The 20,872-nt window shown below is 72.7% G+C and carries 20 protein-coding genes; 5 read left to right on the plus strand and 15 right to left on the minus strand.

The window, feature by feature from the left end; all coding sequences use genetic code 11:
* Positions 1-46 precede the first annotated feature (46 nt).
* Positions 47-559, plus strand: a complete 513-nt coding sequence (locus ACIGAQ_RS31325) for a DUF2165 domain-containing protein (protein WP_362279545.1) — start codon at positions 47-49, stop codon at positions 557-559.
* On the opposite strand, the gene ACIGAQ_RS31330 is transcribed toward ACIGAQ_RS31325, so the two are convergent.
* Positions 552-1,112 carry a hypothetical protein gene (locus tag ACIGAQ_RS31330; protein ID WP_311681531.1) on the minus strand — a complete coding sequence of 187 codons (561 nt, stop codon included), beginning with the start codon at positions 1,110-1,112 and terminating at the stop codon, positions 552-554. The two genes, ACIGAQ_RS31325 and ACIGAQ_RS31330, sit on opposite strands and share 8 nt — an antisense overlap.
* A 94-nt stretch (positions 1,113-1,206) precedes the next feature.
* Positions 1,207-2,205: a glycosyltransferase family 2 protein gene (locus ACIGAQ_RS31335; RefSeq protein WP_362279541.1), complete on the minus strand. Its 999-nt coding sequence runs from the start codon at positions 2,203-2,205 to the stop codon at positions 1,207-1,209.
* A 108-nt stretch (positions 2,206-2,313) separates the two neighbouring features.
* Between ACIGAQ_RS31335 and ACIGAQ_RS31340 the strand changes: the two genes are divergently transcribed.
* Both ACIGAQ_RS31340 and ACIGAQ_RS31345 read left to right on the plus strand, forming a co-directional pair.
* Positions 2,314-2,784, plus strand: coding sequence for a GtrA family protein (locus ACIGAQ_RS31340; protein ID WP_311681527.1), 471 nt, complete (start codon positions 2,314-2,316; stop codon positions 2,782-2,784).
* Positions 2,785-2,808: 24 nt separating this feature from the next.
* Positions 2,809-4,230, plus strand: coding sequence for a hypothetical protein (locus ACIGAQ_RS31345; protein WP_399788900.1), 1,422 nt, complete (start codon positions 2,809-2,811; stop codon positions 4,228-4,230).
* Between the two features lie 272 nt (positions 4,231-4,502).
* Here ACIGAQ_RS31345 and ACIGAQ_RS31350 read toward each other — a convergent pair whose 3' ends face one another.
* The 9 genes from ACIGAQ_RS31350 to ACIGAQ_RS31390 form a co-directional block, all read right to left on the minus strand.
* A complete protein-coding gene (locus tag ACIGAQ_RS31350) occupies positions 4,503-7,088 on the minus strand; it encodes a bifunctional FO biosynthesis protein CofGH (protein ID WP_399788903.1) in 2,586 nt (861 codons plus the stop codon).
* Positions 7,085-8,554 carry a phytoene desaturase family protein gene (locus ACIGAQ_RS31355; protein WP_399788906.1) on the minus strand — a complete coding sequence of 490 codons (1,470 nt, stop codon included), beginning with the start codon at positions 8,552-8,554 and terminating at the stop codon, positions 7,085-7,087. The genes ACIGAQ_RS31350 and ACIGAQ_RS31355 overlap by 4 nt, the downstream gene beginning before the upstream one ends.
* 78 nt (positions 8,555-8,632) lie before the next feature.
* Entirely contained in the window at positions 8,633-8,839 is a 207-nt protein-coding gene (locus ACIGAQ_RS31360) for a hypothetical protein (protein ID WP_362279535.1), read from the minus strand.
* A gap of 43 nt (positions 8,840-8,882) precedes the next feature.
* Positions 8,883-9,734 (minus strand): serine hydrolase domain-containing protein, encoded by an 852-nt coding sequence (locus ACIGAQ_RS31365; RefSeq protein WP_362279533.1) that lies wholly within the window; start codon positions 9,732-9,734, stop codon positions 8,883-8,885.
* Positions 9,735-9,754: 20 nt separating this feature from the next.
* The gene (locus tag ACIGAQ_RS31370; RefSeq protein ID WP_399788910.1) at positions 9,755-10,777 is read right to left on the minus strand and encodes an HTTM domain-containing protein; all 1,023 of its coding nucleotides are present in this window, start codon (positions 10,775-10,777) and stop codon (positions 9,755-9,757) included.
* The gene (locus tag ACIGAQ_RS31375; protein WP_399788913.1) at positions 10,774-11,346 is read right to left on the minus strand and encodes a DUF5819 family protein; all 573 of its coding nucleotides are present in this window, start codon (positions 11,344-11,346) and stop codon (positions 10,774-10,776) included. The genes ACIGAQ_RS31370 and ACIGAQ_RS31375 overlap by 4 nt, the downstream gene beginning before the upstream one ends.
* Positions 11,347-11,422: 76 nt before the next feature.
* A complete protein-coding gene (locus ACIGAQ_RS31380; RefSeq protein ID WP_399788915.1) occupies positions 11,423-11,776 on the minus strand; it encodes a hypothetical protein in 354 nt (117 codons plus the stop codon).
* Between the two features lie 180 nt (positions 11,777-11,956).
* On the minus strand, positions 11,957-12,229 hold the full coding sequence (locus ACIGAQ_RS31385) for a LuxR C-terminal-related transcriptional regulator (protein WP_362279525.1): 273 nt from the start codon (positions 12,227-12,229) through the stop codon (positions 11,957-11,959).
* Positions 12,230-12,422: 193 nt separating this feature from the next.
* Positions 12,423-13,277, minus strand: coding sequence for an LLM class F420-dependent oxidoreductase (locus ACIGAQ_RS31390; protein ID WP_362279523.1), 855 nt, complete (start codon positions 13,275-13,277; stop codon positions 12,423-12,425).
* 202 nt (positions 13,278-13,479) lie between these two features.
* Between ACIGAQ_RS31390 and ACIGAQ_RS31395 the strand changes: the two genes are divergently transcribed.
* Positions 13,480-15,006, plus strand: coding sequence for a CehA/McbA family metallohydrolase (locus ACIGAQ_RS31395; protein WP_399788920.1), 1,527 nt, complete (start codon positions 13,480-13,482; stop codon positions 15,004-15,006).
* A gap of 9 nt (positions 15,007-15,015) precedes the next feature.
* Here the strand turns inward: ACIGAQ_RS31395 and ACIGAQ_RS31400 are convergent, their stop codons facing one another.
* A complete protein-coding gene (locus ACIGAQ_RS31400) occupies positions 15,016-15,846 on the minus strand; it encodes an endonuclease/exonuclease/phosphatase family protein (RefSeq protein WP_399788923.1) in 831 nt (276 codons plus the stop codon).
* Positions 15,847-15,946: 100 nt separating this feature from the next.
* On the opposite strand from ACIGAQ_RS31400, the gene ACIGAQ_RS31405 reads away from it, so the two are divergent.
* Positions 15,947-16,339 carry a nitroreductase/quinone reductase family protein gene (locus tag ACIGAQ_RS31405; RefSeq protein WP_311681516.1) on the plus strand — a complete coding sequence of 131 codons (393 nt, stop codon included), beginning with the start codon at positions 15,947-15,949 and terminating at the stop codon, positions 16,337-16,339.
* A gap of 51 nt (positions 16,340-16,390) precedes the next feature.
* On the opposite strand, the gene ACIGAQ_RS31410 is transcribed toward ACIGAQ_RS31405, so the two are convergent.
* The 3 genes from ACIGAQ_RS31410 to ACIGAQ_RS31420 all read right to left on the minus strand — a co-directional run bounded on the left by ACIGAQ_RS31410 (position 16,391) and on the right by ACIGAQ_RS31420 (position 20,782).
* The gene (locus ACIGAQ_RS31410) at positions 16,391-17,842 is read right to left on the minus strand and encodes an aldehyde dehydrogenase family protein (RefSeq protein ID WP_399788927.1); all 1,452 of its coding nucleotides are present in this window, start codon (positions 17,840-17,842) and stop codon (positions 16,391-16,393) included.
* Positions 17,839-19,569 carry an amidohydrolase family protein gene (locus ACIGAQ_RS31415; RefSeq protein WP_399788930.1) on the minus strand — a complete coding sequence of 577 codons (1,731 nt, stop codon included), beginning with the start codon at positions 19,567-19,569 and terminating at the stop codon, positions 17,839-17,841. The genes ACIGAQ_RS31410 and ACIGAQ_RS31415 overlap by 4 nt, the downstream gene beginning before the upstream one ends.
* 94 nt (positions 19,570-19,663) lie before the next feature.
* Positions 19,664-20,782, minus strand: a complete 1,119-nt coding sequence (locus tag ACIGAQ_RS31420) for an LLM class flavin-dependent oxidoreductase (RefSeq protein ID WP_399788933.1) — start codon at positions 20,780-20,782, stop codon at positions 19,664-19,666.
* Positions 20,783-20,872: the final 90 nt, after the last annotated feature.

Consider the following 20,872-nt stretch of genomic DNA (forward strand, 5'->3'; position numbering starts at 1 on the left):
CGCCATTGTGTCGCGTGTGCACCGGTGGTTGGGAAGAATGATCGCCATGGCCACCTCCACAACCCCACGCGGCGGGCTGTCGCTCGCCGCCACGCTGCTCACCGCGACCATCGCCCTCTACATGGCGCTGGTCGCCTTCGGGAACATCACCGACTTCGGCACCAACCAGCAGTTCGTCCGGCACGTGCTGGCGATGGACACCACGTTCAAGGACGAGGACCTGATGTGGCGTGCCGTCACCAGTGAAGGGCTCCAGGACGCCGCCTACGTCGCGATCATCGTGTGGGAGACCGTCGCCGCGCTCGTCCTGATATACGGGACGTGGCTGTGGGCCAGACGCGACGCCGTGCGCGCCCGGCGGATGTCGACGTACGGGCTGCTGATGGTGATGCTGCTGTTCGGGGCCGGGTTCATCGCGATCGGCGGTGAGTGGTTCTCGATGTGGCAGTCGAAGAACTGGAACGGGCTGGACGCGGCGACCCGGATCTTCCTGTTCAGCGGGGTCGTGCTGATCGTCAACCAGCTGTCGGCCCCGCGCGCGGAGACGTCCGCTACCTGACCACGGCCACGGTCGTGCCGACCGTGCCGAACGCCCACAGTGCCGTGCCGTCCGCCTTCTTCATCCGGACCCCGCCGGTCTTCCCGCCGGAGGCGGCGGGCGGCGGGGAGGACCCGTCGACCGCGTTGGAGAAGGCGACGGAGACGCCGTCCTGTGCGGCGAAGTACATGATGTGCTCGATCTGGACTCCGTCGGAGCCGGTCGTGGCCTCGTTGCGGGACGAGATCGTGTAGCTGCCCGGGTCGGGACTGACCGTGCCCGGCCAGACCGTGAACGTGCGGCGGGTCGCCTCGCTCGCGTCGACCATCCACACCCTCTTCTCACCGAGGGAGTAGACGATGCGCCGGCCGGTGCCGGAGCCGTCCGGGACCCGGGCCGGGGCGGACGCCGTGGGCGTGGGCTGGGCGGACACCGAGCTGCTGGGCTTGGCCGAGCTCGCGGTGGGATGCGGGCCCTTGTCCGCCTGCACGGCCAGGACCGTCACCGCGGCTATCGCTCCCACGGTCAGCCCGGACGTCCAGGCCCACGAAGGAAGTCGGGCAGGCACCGGCACGCATCTCCTCAGTCACGGGACCCCGCACAGCACCGGGGTTCCGATCATCGTACTGCGCGCCCGCCACTCCTCGACGGCCTCGGGGCCCGGCCTCTCAGGGTCCCCCGGCGGCCTTGCGGACCGGGACGGGACCCGTGCCGGCGCCGCGCGCGGTGTAGCGCGGGGTCCGCACCGGGGCCGGGTAGGAGAGGTGCACCAGCCGGGTCTGCTCCTGCCGCATGTGGGTGAGCGACTCCAGGATGTAGCCCACGAGCAGGACCAGCGCGGCGATCGTCATGATCGCGGCGGCGAGGATCGCCGTGGGCACGCGGGGCACGGTGCCCGTGCGGACGAAGTCGGCGATCACGGGAATGCCGAGGATCACCGAGACCAGGGCCAGCACGCCCGCGATCACGGTGTGCACGAGGGAGGGGCGCTCGCGGCGCGCCAGGTCGAGGATGACCCGCAGGATGCGCCAGCCGTCCCGGTAGGTGCGCAGCTTGCTCTCGCCGCCGGCGGGCCGGACCCGGTAGTCCACGGGCACCTCGGCCGTGGGCAGCCGCAGGTGCAGCGCGTGGATGGTCATCTCGGTCTCGGTCTCGAACTCGCGGGCCAGCGCCGGGAAGGACTTCACGAAGCGCCGCGAGAAGACCCGGTAGCCGCTGAGCATGTCGGTCACGTCGTTGCCGAACAGCGAGCGCACCGCCCCGGTGAGCACCTTGTTGCCGACCGCGTGCCCGGCCCGGTAGGCCCCGTCGGTGACGACCCGGCGGGCGCCGACGACCTGGTCGTACGGTCCCTCGAAGAGCAGGTCGACCAGATCGCGGGCGCGGGAGGCGTCGTAGGTGTCGTCGCCGTCGACGATGAGCAGGGCGTCGGCGTCCACGTCGGCGAAGGCGCGGCGGATGACGTTGCCCTTGCCCTTGCGGGACTCGTGCCGGACGATCGCGCCGGCCTCCCGGGCGAGCTCCGCCGTGCGGTCGGTGGAGGCGTTGTCGTACACGTAGACGACGGCCTCGGGGAGGGCGGCGCGCAGGTCGCGGACGACCTTGCCGACGGTCGCCTCCTCGTTGTGACACGGCACGACACACGCGAGCGTCGGTTCCACGACCACTCCTCACCCGGACCGTCGTTGTGCCCGTCGGGACATCCTTCGTGGGGAAATCATGCGATATGCGCGCGTCCGGGGCGCGCGGGGGCGCCGGGTCGTTACGCTCGCCGGGTGCCGGTCCTCGCATCCGTGACGCTGCGTGCGCGTGACGCCGTCAAGGGCGTCTGGCGGGAGGCCGCCAAGTTCGGCGTCATCGGGGCCCTGGCCTTCGTCGTCGACAACGGCGGCTACAACCTGCTGGTCTTCGGCCTGCCCGGCGGCGCCGGGGGCGGGGTGATGCGGACCGCTCCCGTGCAGGCGTCCGTGCTCGCGACGGGCGCGGCCGCGCTGTTCAGCTGGGTCGGCAACCGGTACTGGACCTACCGCGACCAGCACCGCGAGAAGGTGACCCACGAGCTGGTGCTGTTCCTGGTCGCCAACGGCGTCGGGCTCGTCATCACCGCCGGGACGGTCTTCGCCTCGCGGCAGCTGCTCGGGCTCGACTCGGCGCTCAGCGACAACACCGCGCGCATCCTCGGCTGGGTGCTCGCGACGCTGTTCCGCTTCTACGCCTATCGGCGCTACGTCTTCGTCGCCCCCTGAGCGCGAGCAGCTAGCATCCGGCATATGTCACAAATGGGACGGGTGTCGGGTGGGCGGCGCTGGATCGCGGCTCTGGCCGCGCTCGCCGCCGTCTGCTGCCTGGGCACGGTCCTCGTCTTCGCTCCGGGCTTCCTGAGCCCCGACAGCCTGGATCAGCTCCGGCAGGCCGAGGGCCGCACCCCGCTGACCGACTGGCACCCGCCCGTGCTGAGCCTGGTGTGGCGGGCGCTGATCGCGGTGACCGGCTCGATCGCGTCGATGCTGGTCCTGCAGTCCCTGGTCTTCTGGGGAGCGCTGTGGGTGCTGTCCTGGGCCGTGTGGGAGCTGACCGGGAGCCGGGCCGGTTCACTCGCGGTGCTCGGGCTCGGGCTGACCCCGTTCGTGCTGACGTTCGCCGGGGTGGTGTGGAAGGACGTGCACGCGGCGTTCGCGCTGCTCGCCGCGTGCGCGGTCGCCCTCACCGGGCTGCGGCTCCGGGACACCGGGACGCGTCCCGCCGTGCGGTGGGCGCTGCTCGGACTCGGCGTGCTGTTCCTCGCCTACGCCATGCTCGTGCGCAAGAACGCCTTCCTGGCCGCGCTGCCCGTCTTCGTCCTGCTGGTCCTCGCGCTGTGGCGGTCCCCGGGGCGGCGTACGTGGGTGACGTGCACGGCGGCGCTCGCGGCCGGGCTCGTCGTGCCCGCCGCCGCCATCTCCCTGTTCGCCCGGCCGCTGCAGACCGAGCAGGGCGCGCAGATCATGCTCGACGACCTGGTGCACGTGCTCACGGTGGACGAGCTGCGGGCGGCGGACGTCCCGCCCGCGCTGCGCGACCGGCTCGTGGCCTCGGCACGGGAGTGCGCCCGCACCGGCGCCCTGTCGGACGCCTACTGGGCCTGCTACGAACGCCCCGCCGACGGGCTGCGCGGGGACTCCGGCGAGATCACCTCCCTGTGGCTGCGGGAGATGGGCGGGCACGTACCGGGATATCTCCAGTACCGGCTGCGGCTCTTCGCGACGCTGCTGTTCGAGACCGACTACGTGTACAAGGCGGGCATCACCCGCAACGACCTGGGCATCGAGGTGGCGCACCCACAGTTGGAGGCCACGCTCGGCACGTACGTCGACGGCATGGCGACGGACCTGCGGTGGCTGTTCCGCGGCTGGTTCTGGCTCGCCGTCGCGCTGGTGCTGTCCGTCCGGCCGGGCAGAGGGCTGTTCGCCATGCCGGTCCGGGCACTGGGCATCAGCTCGGCGGCCTACATCCTCGGCTATCTGCCGATCATGCCCGCGACGGACTTCCGCTACGTGTACTGGCCCGCGCTCGCCTGCGGCCTCGGGGTGGTGCTGCTGTGGGCGGGCCGGGGCACGCCTCCCCCGCGACCCGCCCACCCCGCAGCCACGACCGGCCGTCCCCTGCCGGAGCAGCAACCGGCGGACGCGGGGGGCACCGGACCCGCCGACTAGCAGCGCTTGGCGGGAGCCGGGGGGCAGCAGCCCCGCCGACGACCAGCGGCCGGCGGGACGCCAGGGGCCGGCACACCCGCCGACGACCAGCACCCGGGCGGGACGCCAGGGGCCGGCAGACCCGCCGACGACCAGCACCCGGCGGACACCAGAGGCCAGCCCACCCGCCGACGACCAGGGCCCGGCGGACGCCGAGGGCCGGGCGGGACGCCAGGGGCCGGCAGACCCGCCGACGACCAGGACCCGGCGGACGCCGAGGGGCGGCAGACCCGTCAGTCCAGTACCGGCAGGAGTTCCGGCAGGTGGCCGTCCGACGCCCGTGCCGCCCGCTGCCGTTCCTCGGGGACCTCGCCGTAGAGCGTGGTGCGGGGCCTGGCCGGACGCCCGGCCGCCTCCGCCACGGCGATCAGGTCCTTCACCGACTTGTACGAGCCGTACGACGAGCCCGCCATCCGGGAGATGGTCTCCTCCATGAGCGTGCCGCCGAGGTCGTTCGCGCCCGAGCGGAGCATCTCGGCCGCGCCCTCCGTGCCGAGCTTGACCCAGCTGGTCTGGATGTTGGGGATCCACGGGTGCAGCAGCAGCCGGGCCATGGCCGTGACCGCGCGGTTGTCCCGCAGGGTCGGGCCCGGGCGGGCGATCCCCGCGAGGTAGACCGGCGCGTTGGTGTGCACGAACGGCAGTGTCACGAACTCGGTGAAGCCGCCCGTGCGCTGCTGGATGCCCGCGAGGGTGCGCAGGTGCCCGAGCCAGTGGCGGGGCTGGTCGACGTGCCCGTACATCATCGTCGAGGAGGAGCGGATGCCCAGCTCGTGGGCCGTCGTCACGACGTCGATCCAGTCGGCGGCGGGCAGCTTGCCCTTGGTGAGGATCCAGCGGACCTCGTCGTCGAGGATCTCGGCGGCCGTGCCCGGGATCGTGTCCAGGCCCGCCTCCTTGGCTGCGGACAGCCACTCGCGGACCGACAGGCCCGTGCGGGTCGCGCCGTTGACGACCTCCATCGGCGAGAAGGCGTGCACGTGCATGCCGGGGACGCGTTCCTTCACGGCCCGGGCGATGTCGAAGTAGGCCGTGCCGGGCAGGTCCGGGTGGATGCCGCCCTGCATGCAGACCTCCACCGCGCCCACGTCCCAGGCCTGCTGGGCCCGGTCGGCGACCTGGTCCAGGGAGAGGGTGTAGGCGTCGGCGTCGGTGCGGCGCTGGGCGAAGGCGCAGAAACGGCAGCCGGTGTAGCAGACGTTGGTGAAGTTGATGTTGCGCGTGACGATGTAGGTGACGTCGTCGCCCACGGCCGACTTGCGCACGTCGTCGGCGACCCGGGCGAGCGCGTCCAGGGCCGGGCCGTCCGCGTGCAGCAGGGCCAGTGCCTCGTCGTCGGTGAGCTTCGTCGGGTCGTCGGCCGCCGTGCGCAGCGCCTGCCGCACGTCCGTGTCGATGCGCTCGGGCACCATGCCCGGGGCGGCGGCCTCGCGCAGGGCGCCCCAGTCGCCGTACACCTCGTCGAAGTCGTCCCGGCGGTCCGACGTACGGCCCTCGGTGTCGATGGAGGAGTGCAGGTCCGTGCGGCCCGAGGCGGTGAAGACCTCCTCCGGCTCCTGCCACGGCAGCCCCTGCGGAAGGGCCTCGGGGCGGGCGAGGCCGGTCTCCGGGTCGGCGAGGGCCGCCACGTGCGGGCGCAGCCGCGGGTCCAGCCAGGGCTCGCCGCGCTTGACGAACTCCGGGTACACGCACAGCCGTTCGCGCAGCTCGAACCCGGCCGCCCGGGACTTCTCGGCGAGCTGCTCAATCTGCGGCCAGGGGCGCTCGGGGTTGACGTGGTCGATGGTGAGCGGGGAGACGCCGCCCCAGTCGTCGATGCCGGCGCGGATCAGCCGCTCGTACTCGTCGTCGACCAGGTTGGGCGGGGCCTGGATGTTGCCGCTCGGGCCCATGAGGAGCCGGGCGACGGCGACCGCGGCGACCAGTTCGTCCAGTTCCGCGTCGGGCATGCCGCGCATCGCGGTGTCCGGCTTGGCGCGGAAGTTCTGGATGATCAGCTCCTGGATCCCGTGGTAGGCCCGGGAGACCTTGCGCAGCGCGAACAGCGACTCGGCGCGCTCCTCGTAGGTCTCGCCGATGCCTATGAGCAGCCCGGAGGTGAAGGGGACGGAGGAACGCCCGGCGTCCTCCAGGACGCGCAGCCGGACCGCGGGCTCCTTGTCGGGCGAGCCGTGGTGGGGGCCGCCCGGCTCCGACCACAGGCGGGTCGCGGTGGTCTCCAGCATCATGCCCATGCTGGGCGCGACGGGCTTGAGGCGCTGGAAGTCGGCCCAGCTCATGACGCCCGGGTTGAGGTGGGGCAGCAGGCCGGTCTCCTCCAGGATGCGGATGGAGACGGCGCGGACGTAGGCGAGGGTGTCGTCGTAGCCGTGCGCGTCGAGCCACTCGCGCGCCTCGGGCCACCGGTCCTCCGGCTTGTCGCCCAGGGTGATGAGGGCTTCCTTGCAGCCGAGGGCCGCGCCCTTGCGGGCGATGTCCAGCACCTCGTCCGGGGACATGAACATCCCGTGGCCCGCCCGGCGCAGCTTGCCGGGCACGGTGACGAACGTGCAGTAGTGGCACTTGTCCCGGCACAGCCGCGTCAGGGGGACGAAGACGCTCTTGGAGTACGTGATGACGCCGGGCCGCCCGGCCGCCTCCAGCCCCGCGTCGCGCACCCGGGCGGCCGAGGCCGACAGGTCCTCCAGGTGCGCACCCCGCGCCTGGAGCAGGACCGCCGCCTCGGCGACGTCGAGGGAGACGCCGTCCCTGGCCCGTTTCAGGGCGCGACGCAGGGAGTTCTCGGTGGGGCCGGTTCCGGAGGTCGCGGGAGTCGTCATCCTTCGAGCATACGAGTGCCCTGATCAGGCCGGGCCCGGGCGGTCGGGCCCGCCTCCGGCCACTCCCGCAGCGCCGCCCGGGCCGCGTGGTGACCGCACATGCCGTGTACCGACGGGCCCGGCGGGGTCGCCGAGGAGCACAGGAACGTGCCCGGCAGGGGCGTGCGGTACGGGTTCCAGCGGGGCACCGGACGGGCCAGCGTCTGCCACAGGCTCATCGCGCCCGAGGCGATGTCACCGCCCACGTAGTTCGCGTTGTACACGCCCAGCCGGGCCGCCGTGACGCCGCGTTCGGCGAGCACCGTGTCGGTGAAGCCCGGGGCGTGGGTCTCCAGGGCGGCCCGGATCACCGGCAGCGGGTCCCGGGTGTCGCCGTGCGGCACGTGCGCGTAGGCCCAGACCGGTCTCCTGCCGCGCACCGCCCGCGCCGGGTCGGCGGCGGCCGGGTCGACCACGATGATGTACGGGTGCCCCGTGCGCAGCCCCCGGGCCGTCACCGTCTCGGCGCGAGCCAGCTGCGGGGCCGTGCCATGCGTGCCGCCCAGGTGGATGGTGGCGGCCCGGGACAGCCGGGGGTCGCTCCAGGGGATCGGGCCCTCGACGAGGAAGTCGGCCTTGGCGGCGCCCGGACCGTAGCGGTAGCGGGCCAGTGCGCGGAGGTAGCCGCTCGGCAGGGGGGCGATCCGGGCCAGTTCGCGGGGCGAGACGTCCAGCAGGGTGAGGCGGCGGACGGGCAGGTCGTGCAGGCTGTCCACCCGAACTCCGGTGTGGATGCGGCCGCCGAGCCGCTCGATGTGCGCGGCCATGACGTCGGCGACGGCTTGCGAGCCTCCCCGCGGGACGGGCCAGCCGGTGGTGTGGGCGAGGTGCCCGAGCAGCAGCGCGACCGCGGCGGCCGCCGGGGAGGGCAGCCGGCCGATGCCATGGGCGGCCACGCCCGTCAACAGCGCCCGGGCCGCCTCGGTGCGCAGGCCGCCGCCCACGCGCAAGGCCGGCGCCGGCAACCGGGGGGCCAGCACGGCCAGGGCGCGCGGGTTGGGCGGCGTGCGCTGGGTGGACAGCATCAGCTCCACCACGTCCGCCGAGCGCTCCATCAGCGGCAGCATCAGCCGCCGCCAGCGCGGCCCGTCCGCGCCCAGTTCGGCGCAGGTGGCGTCGAGGTCGCGCCAGGCCAGCGCGGCCGGCCCGCCCTTGAGGGGATGGCCGTAGGCGGCCGGAGAGTGCAGCAGGGGGACGCCGTGTCCCTCCAGGTCCAGGGACCGCATGAACGGGGAGACCGGTGCCATGGGGTGGACCGCGGCGCAGATGTCGTGCAGCACCTCCGAGTCGAACAGGGCCTCCGAGCGCAGCCCCCCTCCGATCCGCTCGTGCGCCTCGAACACCTCGACCCGCAGTCCCGCGCGGGCGAGAGTGAGCGCGGCCGCGAGCCCGTTGGGCCCGGAGCCGACGACGACGGCGTCCGTCATGCGTGTCCCCTGAGTGGAAAGGAATGGAAAGGAGCGGGAAGGCCGGTCGGTCGACAGGCCGGTGGGTGGACAGGCCGGTCAGTGGAAGGCCAGCCACCCGATGCCCACGGCGCAGGTGAGACCGGCGGCGGCCACGGCGGCCGGGCGGTGGCGGTGCAGCGCGAACCACACCAGCGCGGCGGTCACCAGCACCGCGCCGGTGCCGATCGCGGCGCGCAACGGCCCGTCGCTGTAGCCGTACTCGCCGAAGTGCTGCGCCAGCCAGCCGAACCAGGCGATCCTCATGACGTTCCCCGTGCTTCTCTCGGTGTCGTGCGGGTGGTCGTGCTCAGTTCTCACCGCGCGGGGCGGGAGCCGCGAGGAGGGTTTTCCTGGCGAGGCTGTCGGTGCCGTCCGGGTCGCCCAAGCGGTGCAGGACGAGCCAGCGGCCGTCGTCGTGCGCCGCCGCCACGACGGACGAACCGCGGGTGGCGCCGTTGTGCCAGGTGATCGACTGACCCCGCTGCCAACTCGGCGCGGGCGGGCCCAGCCGTTGTTCGACGAGCAGGCCGACGACGACCCGGGACAGGGTCCGGCAGGTGGACCACAGGCCGCCGGCCGGCAGGATCGGTCCGGTCAGCGTCCACAGGGGCCGGGGCCGGCCGAACAGGCCCCGCGGGATCAGCCGCAGCTCCCGCGGCGGCAGCGCGGTCACCGAGCCCGGCTCCAGCCCGAGGGGCACCAGCACCTGCTCGTCGACGAGTTGCTGGTAGGAGCGTCCCGTGACGGACGTCAGGGCGTGCCCGAGCACCGCGTAGCCGAGGTTGGAGTACTCCTCCTCGCCCAGCCGGCCCGTGGCCACCCGGTCCAGCTCGCGCAGGGAGGCGCGCAGGGCCTCCTCGGTGAAGGTGGCGTACGGGTCGTCGGGCGGGCCGGAGGGGCCGACGGGCAGGCGCGGCAGGCCCGAGGTGTGCTCGGCCAGGTGCCGCAGGGTGATGCCCGTCCCCGCGGGCACCTCCGGCAGGCACTCCTCCAGCGGGGTGTCGAGGTCCACGACGCCGTCCTGGGCCAGCCGGGTCAGGACGGTTCCGGTGAACACCTTGCTGAGGGAACCGATTTCGACGAACCGGTCCTGGTCATGGCCGTGGGCGGCCCGGTCGTCGATACCGGGGCCGCCCAGCAGGCAGGTCGGGGTGGGCACGTGGGGTGTCGCTCCTGTCGTCAGACGAGTTCGGCCTCGGGTGCGGCCGACTTGGTTCCGTTCTCCCCCCTCGCGGGATCCGCCTGCGCGGATGCCGCGGGCTCCGCCTCGGGCGTGCGGGCCGCGGGCAGCAGGCCCTTGACCCGGAGCACCGCCCGGTCGAGGGCGCCGGAGAGGAAGACGAGATCACAGGCGATCATGGTCAGCGCGAAGGCGGTCAGCCCCATGAAGAACGCGATCGACAGGTGGAAGCAGATGGACGCGGCGGCCGCCCAGGGGCGCAGCGCCGGGACGAGCACGCCCAGCGGGAAGTACACGAGGAAGGCAACCGTGCCGTATGTGCCGAGCACCACCAGGAAGTCGCTCTCGTACACCAGGTGGGACCAGCCGGGCAGTTCGAACTCCGCGACGCGCATGATGTAGAAGAGCGCGGTGCCGTCCTGCCACTCCTCGCCCATCACCTTGTACAGGCCGGAGACGACGTAGACGAGGCAGATCTGTGCGGCCACCATGAGGACGCCCAGGTTGTGGAACGGCACGGACACCGCCCGAAGCTGCCCGGGGACCCGCTCGGCGAGGCGGCTCGCGAGGCCGGTCGGCAGGGCGAAGCGGTCGTAGCAGCGCGTCAGCAGCAGGAACGGGATGACGACGTAGGCGAGGTTGTCGCCGCCGTCGAGGAGGCCGGGCTGGCGCTGGTAGACGGACCACAACAGGACCCAGTGCAGGGCCAGTCCGGGCCGGCCGCCGACACCGAGCGTCACGGCCAGCGCCACCGCGATCCCCAGGTGGTAGGCGACCTGGAAGAACACCGGTGACGCGGACAGCGCGTAGACGCTGAAGCCGGTCAACTGAGCCGTGAACTCGTCGTGTGGCAGCACCCCGTCGGGCCCGAACAGGTAGTTCCGCTCCCGATACTGGCCGACGTAGTACATGAGCCCGACGAAGCCGAGGAGCGCGCGCGTTCCCGAGACGCCGGTGACGGCGACCGGGTTCAGCGACCAGGAGTCCAGCCGGCCGGTGACGTTCTTCAGGGCGTTCCTCATCGCAGATCCCGGGTCTTGTGCCAGGAGAAGTCCTTCACGAGGACCTTTCCCTCGGCAGACGGGTCGTGGCGCTTCGACCACGGCGGCAACTCGTGGACGTACATACGGACCTGCACCTTCTCGGCTTTTCCGTCGCACGCGTCGGGCATCTGGTCGTAGGCGTACCGGGACAGCCCCTTCACGGCCTCCGCCTCGGTGGCCTTCTCGAAAGGCAGCGGGGGCAGTGCGGGCCTCTTGTCGTTGGTCTGCTGCTGCCGCAGTCTGCGCAGGAGTTCCTCGCTGCTGGTGATGTTCTGCAGATGCGCGGACACGATTCTGACCTCACGCGACGGGAAGAACCGGGAACTCTGCGCCTTTTCCACTCCCCGGGCCGAGACGTCGTAGTACGGCGACACCGATCCGTCCGCGCACGTGGCCCGGGCCAGGATGCCGCGGTCGTCGGATACGGGGGTCGGAGCGAAGAGCTGCCAGTTCTGCGAGAAGTACGGGTCGAGGTATTCCGCCACCGTGTCGCCGTAGACGAGTTTCGCGGGGCTGAGCGGCGCCTGGGACAGGGCAGCCATGGTCATGTGAGCGCCCAGGAGGGCGCCGCCGACAACGAGCGCCGCCCTCCTGGTCGTGCGATACGTGGTCGTCACGTGGTGCTTACCGGTCGAAGACCGAGTCGGCCGTGACTCCCTGCGGCAGGTCGGCCGGAGGGGCGAAGACGCTGCCGTGGGACAGCATGTTGTCGGCGTTGCTCTTCGCGACGACGGCCATGCCCTTGCCGACGGCCGTGGCCTTGTTGGCAGCCTTGGTGGCGGCCTTGCCCACGGACTTGGCGGCCTTGCCGACGAGGGAACCGATGGCCTGCGGGGCCTTGTCCTGCGACGGCTGGGCGGCGACCACGGGCGCGGCCGGCCGGGCCGGGGTGGCCTGGGCGCTGCCCTGGGTGCCGATGAAGAGGGCGACACCGGCGGTGGCGACACCGGCGGCGGTGGCGATCTTCTTGATGTTCATCGGGTTTTTCTCCCCCATGATGGTGATCCAGGTACGGACGTGCCATGCGCCCGGTGCGGTGTTCCGGGAATGCTGCACACGCATGGCGAACAACGCCGTCGAGCCTGCCATTCGCGGGGCGGGCCCTCCATTGCCTCTTGCGGCAATGCCGCTTTCGGCATTGCCGCAAGAGGCAATGCCTCAGGAGGCGATTGCCTCCTCGGCGAGGGCCTCGTAATGATGGAACGCCACCAGGCCGGCTTCGAACCTGGATTTCAGCTCCAGTTTGCGCACGATGCTGGTGACATGGGCACGGACGGTCCGTTCGGCGATGCCGAGTCTCCGGGCGAGCACGCGATTCGACTCGCCTTTCGCCAGGTGGCGCAGCACCTCGCGCTCCCGGCCGGTCAGACGCGAAAGCGTCTCCACCGCCACGGGAACGTCGAACGGTCGGGTCTCTGCGACCGTGGTCAAGTGAAATCTCCCCCTGTTTACTTGTTCCTGCCGATCCGGCAAACGACACGACAGGACGAGCCGGTCACACCTTCGGGCGGGCGGTGGTCAGTCGCCACACCGGTGTGCATCCGGCTCGGTTGTTTACTCGCAGTTTAGTAGGGGGAGACCGACCCGAACCAGCCAGCGTGGGCTGAATCACAGTCAGAAACCGTCAGCGGCCTGGGATGTACCGCTCGCAGGCCTCCAAAGCCTTCAGTACCTCGCTCTCCCCCGCCGACGGCAGCTGCACCACGACCTCCTCGATGCCGAGGTCGGCATAGTGGGCCAGTTTGCCCGGGCTCGGGTGGACGGCGTACGGGACGACCTGGAGGGACTCGGGGTCGCGGCCCGCCTCGTGCCAGGCGGTGCGCAGCCTCGGCAGGGACTCGGACAGGCCGCGGCCGCCGATGGGCAGCCAGCCGTCGGCGTACGCGCAGACGTGGTCGAACAGCTTGGGCCCGGCGGCCCCGCCGACGAGCGTGCGCGGGCCGATCACGGGGCCGCGCGGCTCGCGCACGGGCTTGGGGTGCGCCTCGCTGGCCCGGACCGAGCCGAACTCCCCCTCGTACGCGACCGGTTCCCGGGACCACAGCGCCCGCATCAGCGCCATCCGGTCCTTCACCAGCGCGCGCCGGGTGTCCCAGCGCACGCCGTGGTCGGCGGCCTCCTCGACGTTCCAGCCGAAGCCGACGCCCAGGGTGAAACGGCCGCCGGAGAGGTGGTCCAGGGTGGCGATCCGCTTGGCCAGGTCGATCGGATCGTGCTGGGCGACGAGCGTGATGCCCGTGCCGAGCCCCAGCCGCTCGGTCACGGCGGCGGCCTGGCCGAGCGCCACGAACGCGTCGAGCGTCCGGCCGTACTCGCGCGGGAGCTCCCCGCCCGCCGGGTAGGGCGTGGTCCGCTCGACGGGGATGTGCGTGTGCTCGGGCAGATACAGCCCGGCGAAACCGCGCTCCTCCAGCTCCCGGGCCAGCCGGGTCGGGGCGATCGTCTCGTCGGTGAGGAAGATCGTTACGGCGATACGCATGGACCATCTCTACCCGAGCCGGACACCGGTGTCCATACCGACCGGTCGGCACAGGTTCGCGGACGCGCGGCCCGTTCCCCTGCTGCCCGCCGCCGGATCCCCTTCCCTTGCACGCCGGTTCACGCCTCAATACAAGGGTTGCGACGCACCACCCCTGCACCACCCGTGCCACGTCATCCGACGACACCTTGGGAGCAGCAGCATGTGCGAGGACAACCACGGCGGTCTCGGTCGGCGCGCCCTGTTCGTGACGGGAGCGGCCGCCGCGCTTACGTTGGGAAGCGTGAGCTTCGCTTCAGCGGACGGCCGGAACCGGGACGGCGACCAGGAGACCAGAACCGTGCGGGGCACGCTGCCGCCCGGGTCGCCCGACTTCGTGTACGTGCCCGTCGAGGTCCCGGCCGGAGTCCGGGAGCTCAGGGTCGCCTACACCTACGACCGGCCATCCGTGCCGGCCGGCACCACGGGCAACGCCCTCGACATCGGCGTCTTCGACGAGCGCGGCACCGAGCTCGGCGGCAAGGGCTTCCGGGGCTGGTCGGGCGGGGCGCGCACGGAGTTCTTCATCCGCGCCGACGAGGCCACCCCCGGCTACCTCCCGGGCCCGGTGCGCGAGGGCACGTGGCACATCGCGCTCGGCCCGTACACGGTCGCCCCGCAGGGTTTGGCCTACGAGGTCAGGATCACGCTGACGTACGGCGCGCCGGGCGAGGCCGCCCGGCCGGTGTATCCGCCGGAGCGGGCCAAGGGGCGGGGCCGGGCCTGGTACCGGGGCGACTGCCATCTGCACTCCTGGTACTCCGACGGCCGCCGCACCCCCGCCGAGATCGGCGAGCTGGCCCGGGCCGCCGGCCTGGACTTCATCAACTCCTCCGAGCACAACACGCACTCCGCGCACGCCCACTGGGCCGACGTGGCCGGGGACGACCTGCTGGTGCTGCTGGGCGAGGAGATCACGACCAGGAACGGGCACGTGGTCGCGCTCGGCACCGACCCCGGCACCTTCGTCGACTGGCGCTACCGGGCCCGCGACAACCGCTTCGGCCGGTTCGCCCGGCAGATCCGGCGCGCCGGCGGCCTGGTCGTCCCGGCCCATCCGCACGCCACCTGCGTCGGCTGCAACTGGAAGTTCGGCTTCGGCGAGGCCGACGCGATCGAGGTGTGGAACGGTCCCTACACGCCCGACGACGAGGTGGCGCTCGCCGACTGGGACAGCATGCTGGTGGCGTCCGTGCGGGACGGCCGTGACTGGATCCCGGCGATGGGCAGCAGCGACGCCCACCGCTCCCCGGACGCCGTGGGCAGCCCCCAGACGGTGGTGCTGGCCGACGACCTGACCCGCCGGGCCGTCCAGGAAGGCATCCGGGCCGGACGGTCGTACGTGGCCGAGTCCGCGAGGGTGACGCTGGCGTTCCGGGCGTCCGGCGGGCGCGGCGAGCACGCGGGCATCGGCGAACGGCTCGCCGTGGGCCGCGACACCCCCGTCACCGTGCGCCTGGAGGTCACCGGCGCCCCGCGCTGCACGGTCCGGTTCGTCACCGACCAGGGCGTGCTGCACACCAGCGCCCCGCTGCCGGTGGCCGGCTCGGGCACCGTCGAGTGGCGGACGACTCCCTCGTACGCGGCGTACGTCCGCGCCGAGCTGCGGCACGAGGCGGCGGCCGGTCCGCTGCCGGGGCCGCTGGCGGCGTTCACCAACCCGATCTTCCTGGGGCGGACCGGCGGCTGACGCGCGGGGTCAGACCCCGGCCGCCCGGTCCGCCAGGTCGGCCACCACCGCCGCGTGGTCGGAGGGCCACACCCCGTCCACCGGGCCGTCGCAGGCCCGCCGCACGTCCCGTACCCGGCCGAGGCCATCAGGGCCGGGCGGGCCCACGTGGATGTAGTCGATGCGCACGCTCGGCTCGTGGGTCGCCGCCACGTACGGGTTGGCGGCGTCCCAGGTGGCGGCGGGGGCGGCCGGATCGGCGTACTCCCAGGCGTCGAGCAGCACCTGGCCGGGCACGGCCGGGGCGGTCTTGTAGCCGCCGAGGAGGCGGACCTCGTCGGAGTCGGGCCAGGCGTTGAGGTCGCCGGTGACGACGGGCGGGAAGGGGGTGTCGCCGCGGTGCCGGGCGACGAACCCGGCGAGCGCGGCGGCCTGACCGCGGCGCACCGCCGAGGCGTGCGTGGCGGAGGTGAAGTGCGCGGTGAAGAAGGGGACTTCGTGACCGGGAGCGGCGATGCGCGCGTAGAGGGCCAGCCGGCCGTCGTCCGTGGCGGCCGGGGCGGGCAGCGGCAGCACGTCCCGGCCGACGACCGGCCACCGGCTGAGCACGGCGTTGCCTATGTCGAGAGAGGGGTCACCGATCCGGGCCCGCCAGCGCTCCGGGGCGGGCGAGGCGGCCCAGGTACAGTGCAGGCCCAGCTCGCCGGCCAGCCACCCGGCGAGGTTCTCGCCGTCGGCGGCCCACACCTCCTGCAGACCCACGACGTCCGGGTTCAGCTCCCGCAGGGCCGTCAGGACGGCTTTCTGCCGCGCCTGCCACGGCCCGAAGCGCCACCACAGGTTCCAGGTCACTATGCGCACCGCCGGCCACCCGCTCCCGTCAGCCGTGTCAGGGGATCATCATTGAAGCAGGGTCCCCCGCGAAAGCCGTCGGAACCGTGTGTGAAGGAGTCGTTCTGCCATGTCCCGCCGCACCGAGCTGAGGTTCCGCGCCACCACGGGCTTCCAGCGCCGCGTCAACCCGCTCCTGCGGCGCCTGCCGCTGCAGACGGTCCTGGAGACCCGGGGCCGCGTCTCCGGGCTTCCCCGGCGCACCCCGGTGGGCGGCCGCCGCGTCGGCGACTCCTTCTGGCTGGTGTCGGAGTTCGGCGAACGGTCCCAGTACGTGCGCAACATCAAGGCCGACCCGCGGGTGCGCGTGCGCATCCGGGGCCGGTGGCACGAGGGAACGGCGCAGCTGCTGCCGGACGACGACCCGGTGGCCCGGCTGCGCCGGCTGCCCCGGATCAACAGCCTGGGCGTGCGGGCGCTCGGGACGGACCTGCTGACGATACGGGTGGACCTGGCCGGGTGACGATCGGCCCGCCCGGCTGCCGACGGTACGCGCGACCCGGCCGGGTGAGGGTCAGCCCGGCCAGACGATCGCCTGCACCTCGCTGTACGCGTGCAGCGCGTAGGAGCCGACGTCCCGGCCGACGCCGCTCTTCCTGAAACCGCCGAAGGGCGCCTCCATGTTGCGCCCGACCGTGTTGATCCCGACGCCCCCGGCCCGCAGCCGCCTGGCCACCCGGAAGGCGCGGGCCACGTCGCCCGACCAGACGTAGTCGATCAGGCCGTAGTCGCTGTCACCGGCGAGCGCGATGCCCTCCTCCTCGTCGTCGAAGGGGACGACGACCACCACCGGCCCGAAGATCTCCTCCCGGGCCACGCGCATGTCGTTGGTGCAGCCGGCCAGGAGGGTCGGGGCGACGTAGAAACCGGCCGTCAGGTCCGGGCGTTCACCACCCGCGACGACCACCGCACCCTCCTTGCGGCCCAGTTCGACGTAGGACTCCACCCGGTCCCGGTGCGCCGCCGAGATCAGCGGCCCCACGACGGTGTCCGGCTCCCGCGGGTCGCCGACCTTCAAGCGGTGCGCGTACCCGGCCAGTTGCTCGACGAGCCGGTCGTGCACGCCGCGCTGGGCCAGCACACGGGTGGGCGCGGTGCAGATCTGGCCGCTGTAGAAGGAGAAAGTGGTGCCGATGCCGGCCACGGCCGAGGCGAGGTCCGCGTCGTCGAAGACGAGGGCCGCGCCCTTCCCGCCCAGCTCCATCAGCTGCCGCCTCATGTCCCGCCCGCACACCTCGGCGATGCGCCGCCCGACCGCGGTCGAGCCGGTGAAGCTGACCATGTCGACGTCCGGCGACCCGACCGCCGCCTCGCCGACCCCGGTCGAGCGCCCCGAGACGACGTTCACCACGCCCGGCGGCACCCCGGCCGCCTCCAGCGCCCGCGCCATCCGGTAGACGGACAGCGGGTCCTGCGGGGCGGGCTTCACCACGACCGTGTTGCCCATGGCGAGGGCGGGGGCGACCTTCCCGGCCGCGTTGGCCCAGGGGTTGTTGTACGAGGTGACGCAGGCGACGACCCCGACGGGCTGCCGGACGGCCAGCGCGCCCAGCACGCCCGCCCTCCCCATCGGCCCCGCCTCGTTGATCTGCGGCGGGATCGCCCACTCGGCGGGCTCCACGCGCGCGTAGCGCCGGAAGCGGGCCGCGGCGACGGCGACCTGCATGCCGCGCGCCGTGCCCGTGGTCGCGCCGGTCTCGGCCCGGGCCACGTCGGCGTGCGCCACCAGGTCCCGCCGGATGAGCTCAGCGGCCCGGCCGAGGATCGCCGCCCTGTCCTCGGGCGCCGTGCGCGACCACGGCCCGAAGGCCTCCCGGGCCGCGGCACAGGCCGCGCGCACCTGGTCCCGGGAGGCCTCCGGCGCCCACCCGACGGTCTCCTCGGTCGCGGGGTCGACCACCGCGTAGTGCCCGCCCTCCGGTTCCGCCCAGGAGCCGCCGACGAACAGCGCCTGCCCCGCCGTCACCTCGTGCCCACCGTCTCCGTGTCCCGCCCGGAGCGCAGCACCCGGCCCGGCACGGCCCCGGTCACCACGTCGTCCCGGATGGCCTCGACCCCGTTGACCCACACGGCCCGCACGCCCAGGGCCCGGGAGTCCAGCCGCGGGCTGTCGCCGGGCAGGTCGTGGACCAGCGTGGCCGGGCCCGCGTCGATCCGCTCCGGGTCGAACAGCACCAGGTCCGCGTGCCAGCCCTCGCGGATCCGCCCCCGCTCCCGCAGCCCGAAGAGCCGGGCCGGGTCGTCGGTCAGCATCCGCACGGCCTGCTCCAGGCCGACCAGCCTCCGCCCCCGCAGACAGTCCCCGAGGAACCGGGTCGTGTACGGCGCCCCGCACATGCGGTCCAGGTGGGCGCCCGCGTCGGACCCGCCGAGCAGCACGTCCTCGTGCTGCCAGGTCTGCGCGCGCAGCGCCCAGGACGGCGGGTCGTTGTCGGGCGGCATCGGCCACAGCACCGTGCGCAGCTCGTCCCGGGCGCAGATCTCCACCAGGCACGCGAAGGGCTCCTGGCCGCGCTCCTCGGCGATGTCCCGCACGACGCGCCCGGTCAGCCCGGCGTTGGCCTCGCTGTAGGTGTCGCCGATGACGTACCGTCCGAAGTTCGCCAGCCTCCGGAAGACGCCGGCCTCCTTGGAGCGGGCGCGCCTGAGCATCTCGGCCCGGACGTCCGGATCGCGCAGCTTCTCGATCCGCTCGGGCACCGGCAGGGCGAGGACCGGCCCCCAGCCGGGGATGAGGTTGAGCGCGCAGAACGTGCCCAGCGACATGTTCATCGGCGTGAGGATCGGCATGGTCAGCGCCACCACCCGGCCACCGGCCTTCCGCGCCCGCTCGCTCGCCAGCAGCTGCCGGGGCACGCGTTCGGGCACGGCCGCGTCGATGGTCAGCACGTTCCAGTTCAGCGGCCGTCCCGCCGCCGCGCTCATCTCCGCGAACAGCTCGACCTCCGCGTCGCTGAACTGGTCGAGACAGCCCGCGACGATCGCCTCGATCTGTGTGCCCCCGTGCTCCCCGACGGCCCGTGACAGCGCGATCAGTTCGGCCGGCCGGGCGTGCCGCGAGGCGACCGGCTGCCCGTCCCCGTCCGAGTGGCTCCTGGACTGGGTGGTGGACAGCCCCCACGCCCCCGCCTCCATGGACTCCCGCAGCAGGCGCACCATGGCGTCGAGTTGTTCCCCGTTCGGCTGTCCACCCACGGCGTCCGGTCCCATCACGTACCGCCGCAGCGCGCAGTGCCCCACCATGAACCCGGCGTTGACGGCGATCCGCCCCTCCAGGGCGTCCAGGTACTCGCCGAAAGAGTGCCAGGTCCAGGGCGCGCCCTGCTCCAGCGCCACCAGGGCCATGCCCTCGACCTTGGACATCATCCGCCGCGTGTAGTCGGCGTCCTCGGGCCGCTCGGGGTGCAGCGGCGCCAGCGTGAACCCGCAGTTGCCGCCGGCGACGGTGGTGACGCCGTGGTTGAGCGAGGGCGTGGCGTACGGGTCCCAGAACAGCTGGGCGTCGTAGTGGGTGTGCGGATCGACGAACCCGGGGGCGAGGACGAGGCCGGAGGCGTCCTCGGTGGTGCGGGCTTCCTGGGTGACGGTGCCGACGACGGCGATCCGGCCGCCATGGATACCGACGTCGGCGGTCCGGCCGGCGGCGCCGGTTCCGTCGACGACCGTCGCACCTTTGATGACGTGATCGAGCACTCGGGGCACCTCCTGGTGGGCGGTGGGACTGGCACCTGGGGGCGCGGGGAACTGCGCGACAAGCCACGGCGCACCCGCACCCGCCGACGAACGCTCAACCACCCCGCCGGAACCGAGTGGTCCGATGCACCGGATCCGTGTCGATCTCGGGAATCACGTGCTCCCCCACCAGCCGGATCGTCTGCAGCGTCTCCTCCTTCGGCACCCCGACCGGCAGTCCGAAGCAGAGCTGGTCGGCGCCCGCCTGCTCCCAGCGCTTGCACTGCCGGGCGACCTCGTCCGGGTCGCCGCAGATCAGCAGTTCGTCCTGGATGAGCAGTTCGATGAACTCCTCGGTGTACTCCGGCAGCGTCTGCGGCCACTCCGGGAACCCCTCCGGCCGCGGGAACGTGTCGTGGTACCGGAACACGAGCGAGGGCAGGTAGTGCAGCCCTCCGCCGGCCGCGATCCGCACGGCCTCCGCGTGCGTGGGGGCGCAGATCGCCGTGGTCGTGACCATCACGTTGTCGTTGACGAACGCCCCGACCGGCTCGGCGTCCACGATCGCCGTCTTGTACTGCTCCAGCACCCACTCCATGTCGGAGACCTTCTGGACGCTGAAGCCCAGCACGCCGAGCCCCTTGCGCGCGGCCATGGCGTACGAGGGCGGCGATCCGGCCGCGTACCACATGGCCGGGTGCGCCGGACCGTGCGGCTTGGGCAGGACCTTCCGCGGGGGCAGGGACCAGTGCTTGCCCCGGAAGCCCTCGTACTCGTCCTGGAGCCACATCTTCGGGAACTCGGCGATGGTCTCTTCCCAGATCTCCTTGGTGTGGTTCATGTCGGTGATGCCCGGCAGGAATCCGAGGATCTCGTGCGACCCGGCGCCCCGGCCGCTGCCGAACTCGAACCGGTTGCCGCTGAGGTGGTCGAGCATGGCTACCTTCTCGGCGACCTTCACGGGGTGGTTGACCTGGGCCAGCGGGTTGAAGATCCCGGAGCCGAGGTGGATGCGCTCGGTGGCGTGGGCCAGGTACCCGAGGAAGACGTCGTTGGCGGACAGGTGCGAGTACTCGTCCAGGAAGTGGTGCTCGGAGGCCCAGGCGTACTTGAAGCCGGACCTGTCGGCCTGGATGACGTACTCGGTCTCCTCCATCAGCGCCTTGTGCTCGGCGAGCGGGTCGGTCCCGGCCCGTTTGCCGACGTATCCCTGTACGAAGATGCCGAACTCCAAGGAGGTTCACCGCCCCACGATTGTTTCTGACGAATCGTCAGATTCATGGCTCCGACTGTTCCACCGGCCGCCATGAGCGTCAATACCTGA

Origin of the sequence: Streptomyces sp. NPDC085932 (assembly GCF_044540525.1) — a bacterium.
Taxonomy (GTDB): Bacteria; Actinomycetota; Actinomycetes; order Streptomycetales; family Streptomycetaceae; genus Streptomyces; species Streptomyces levis.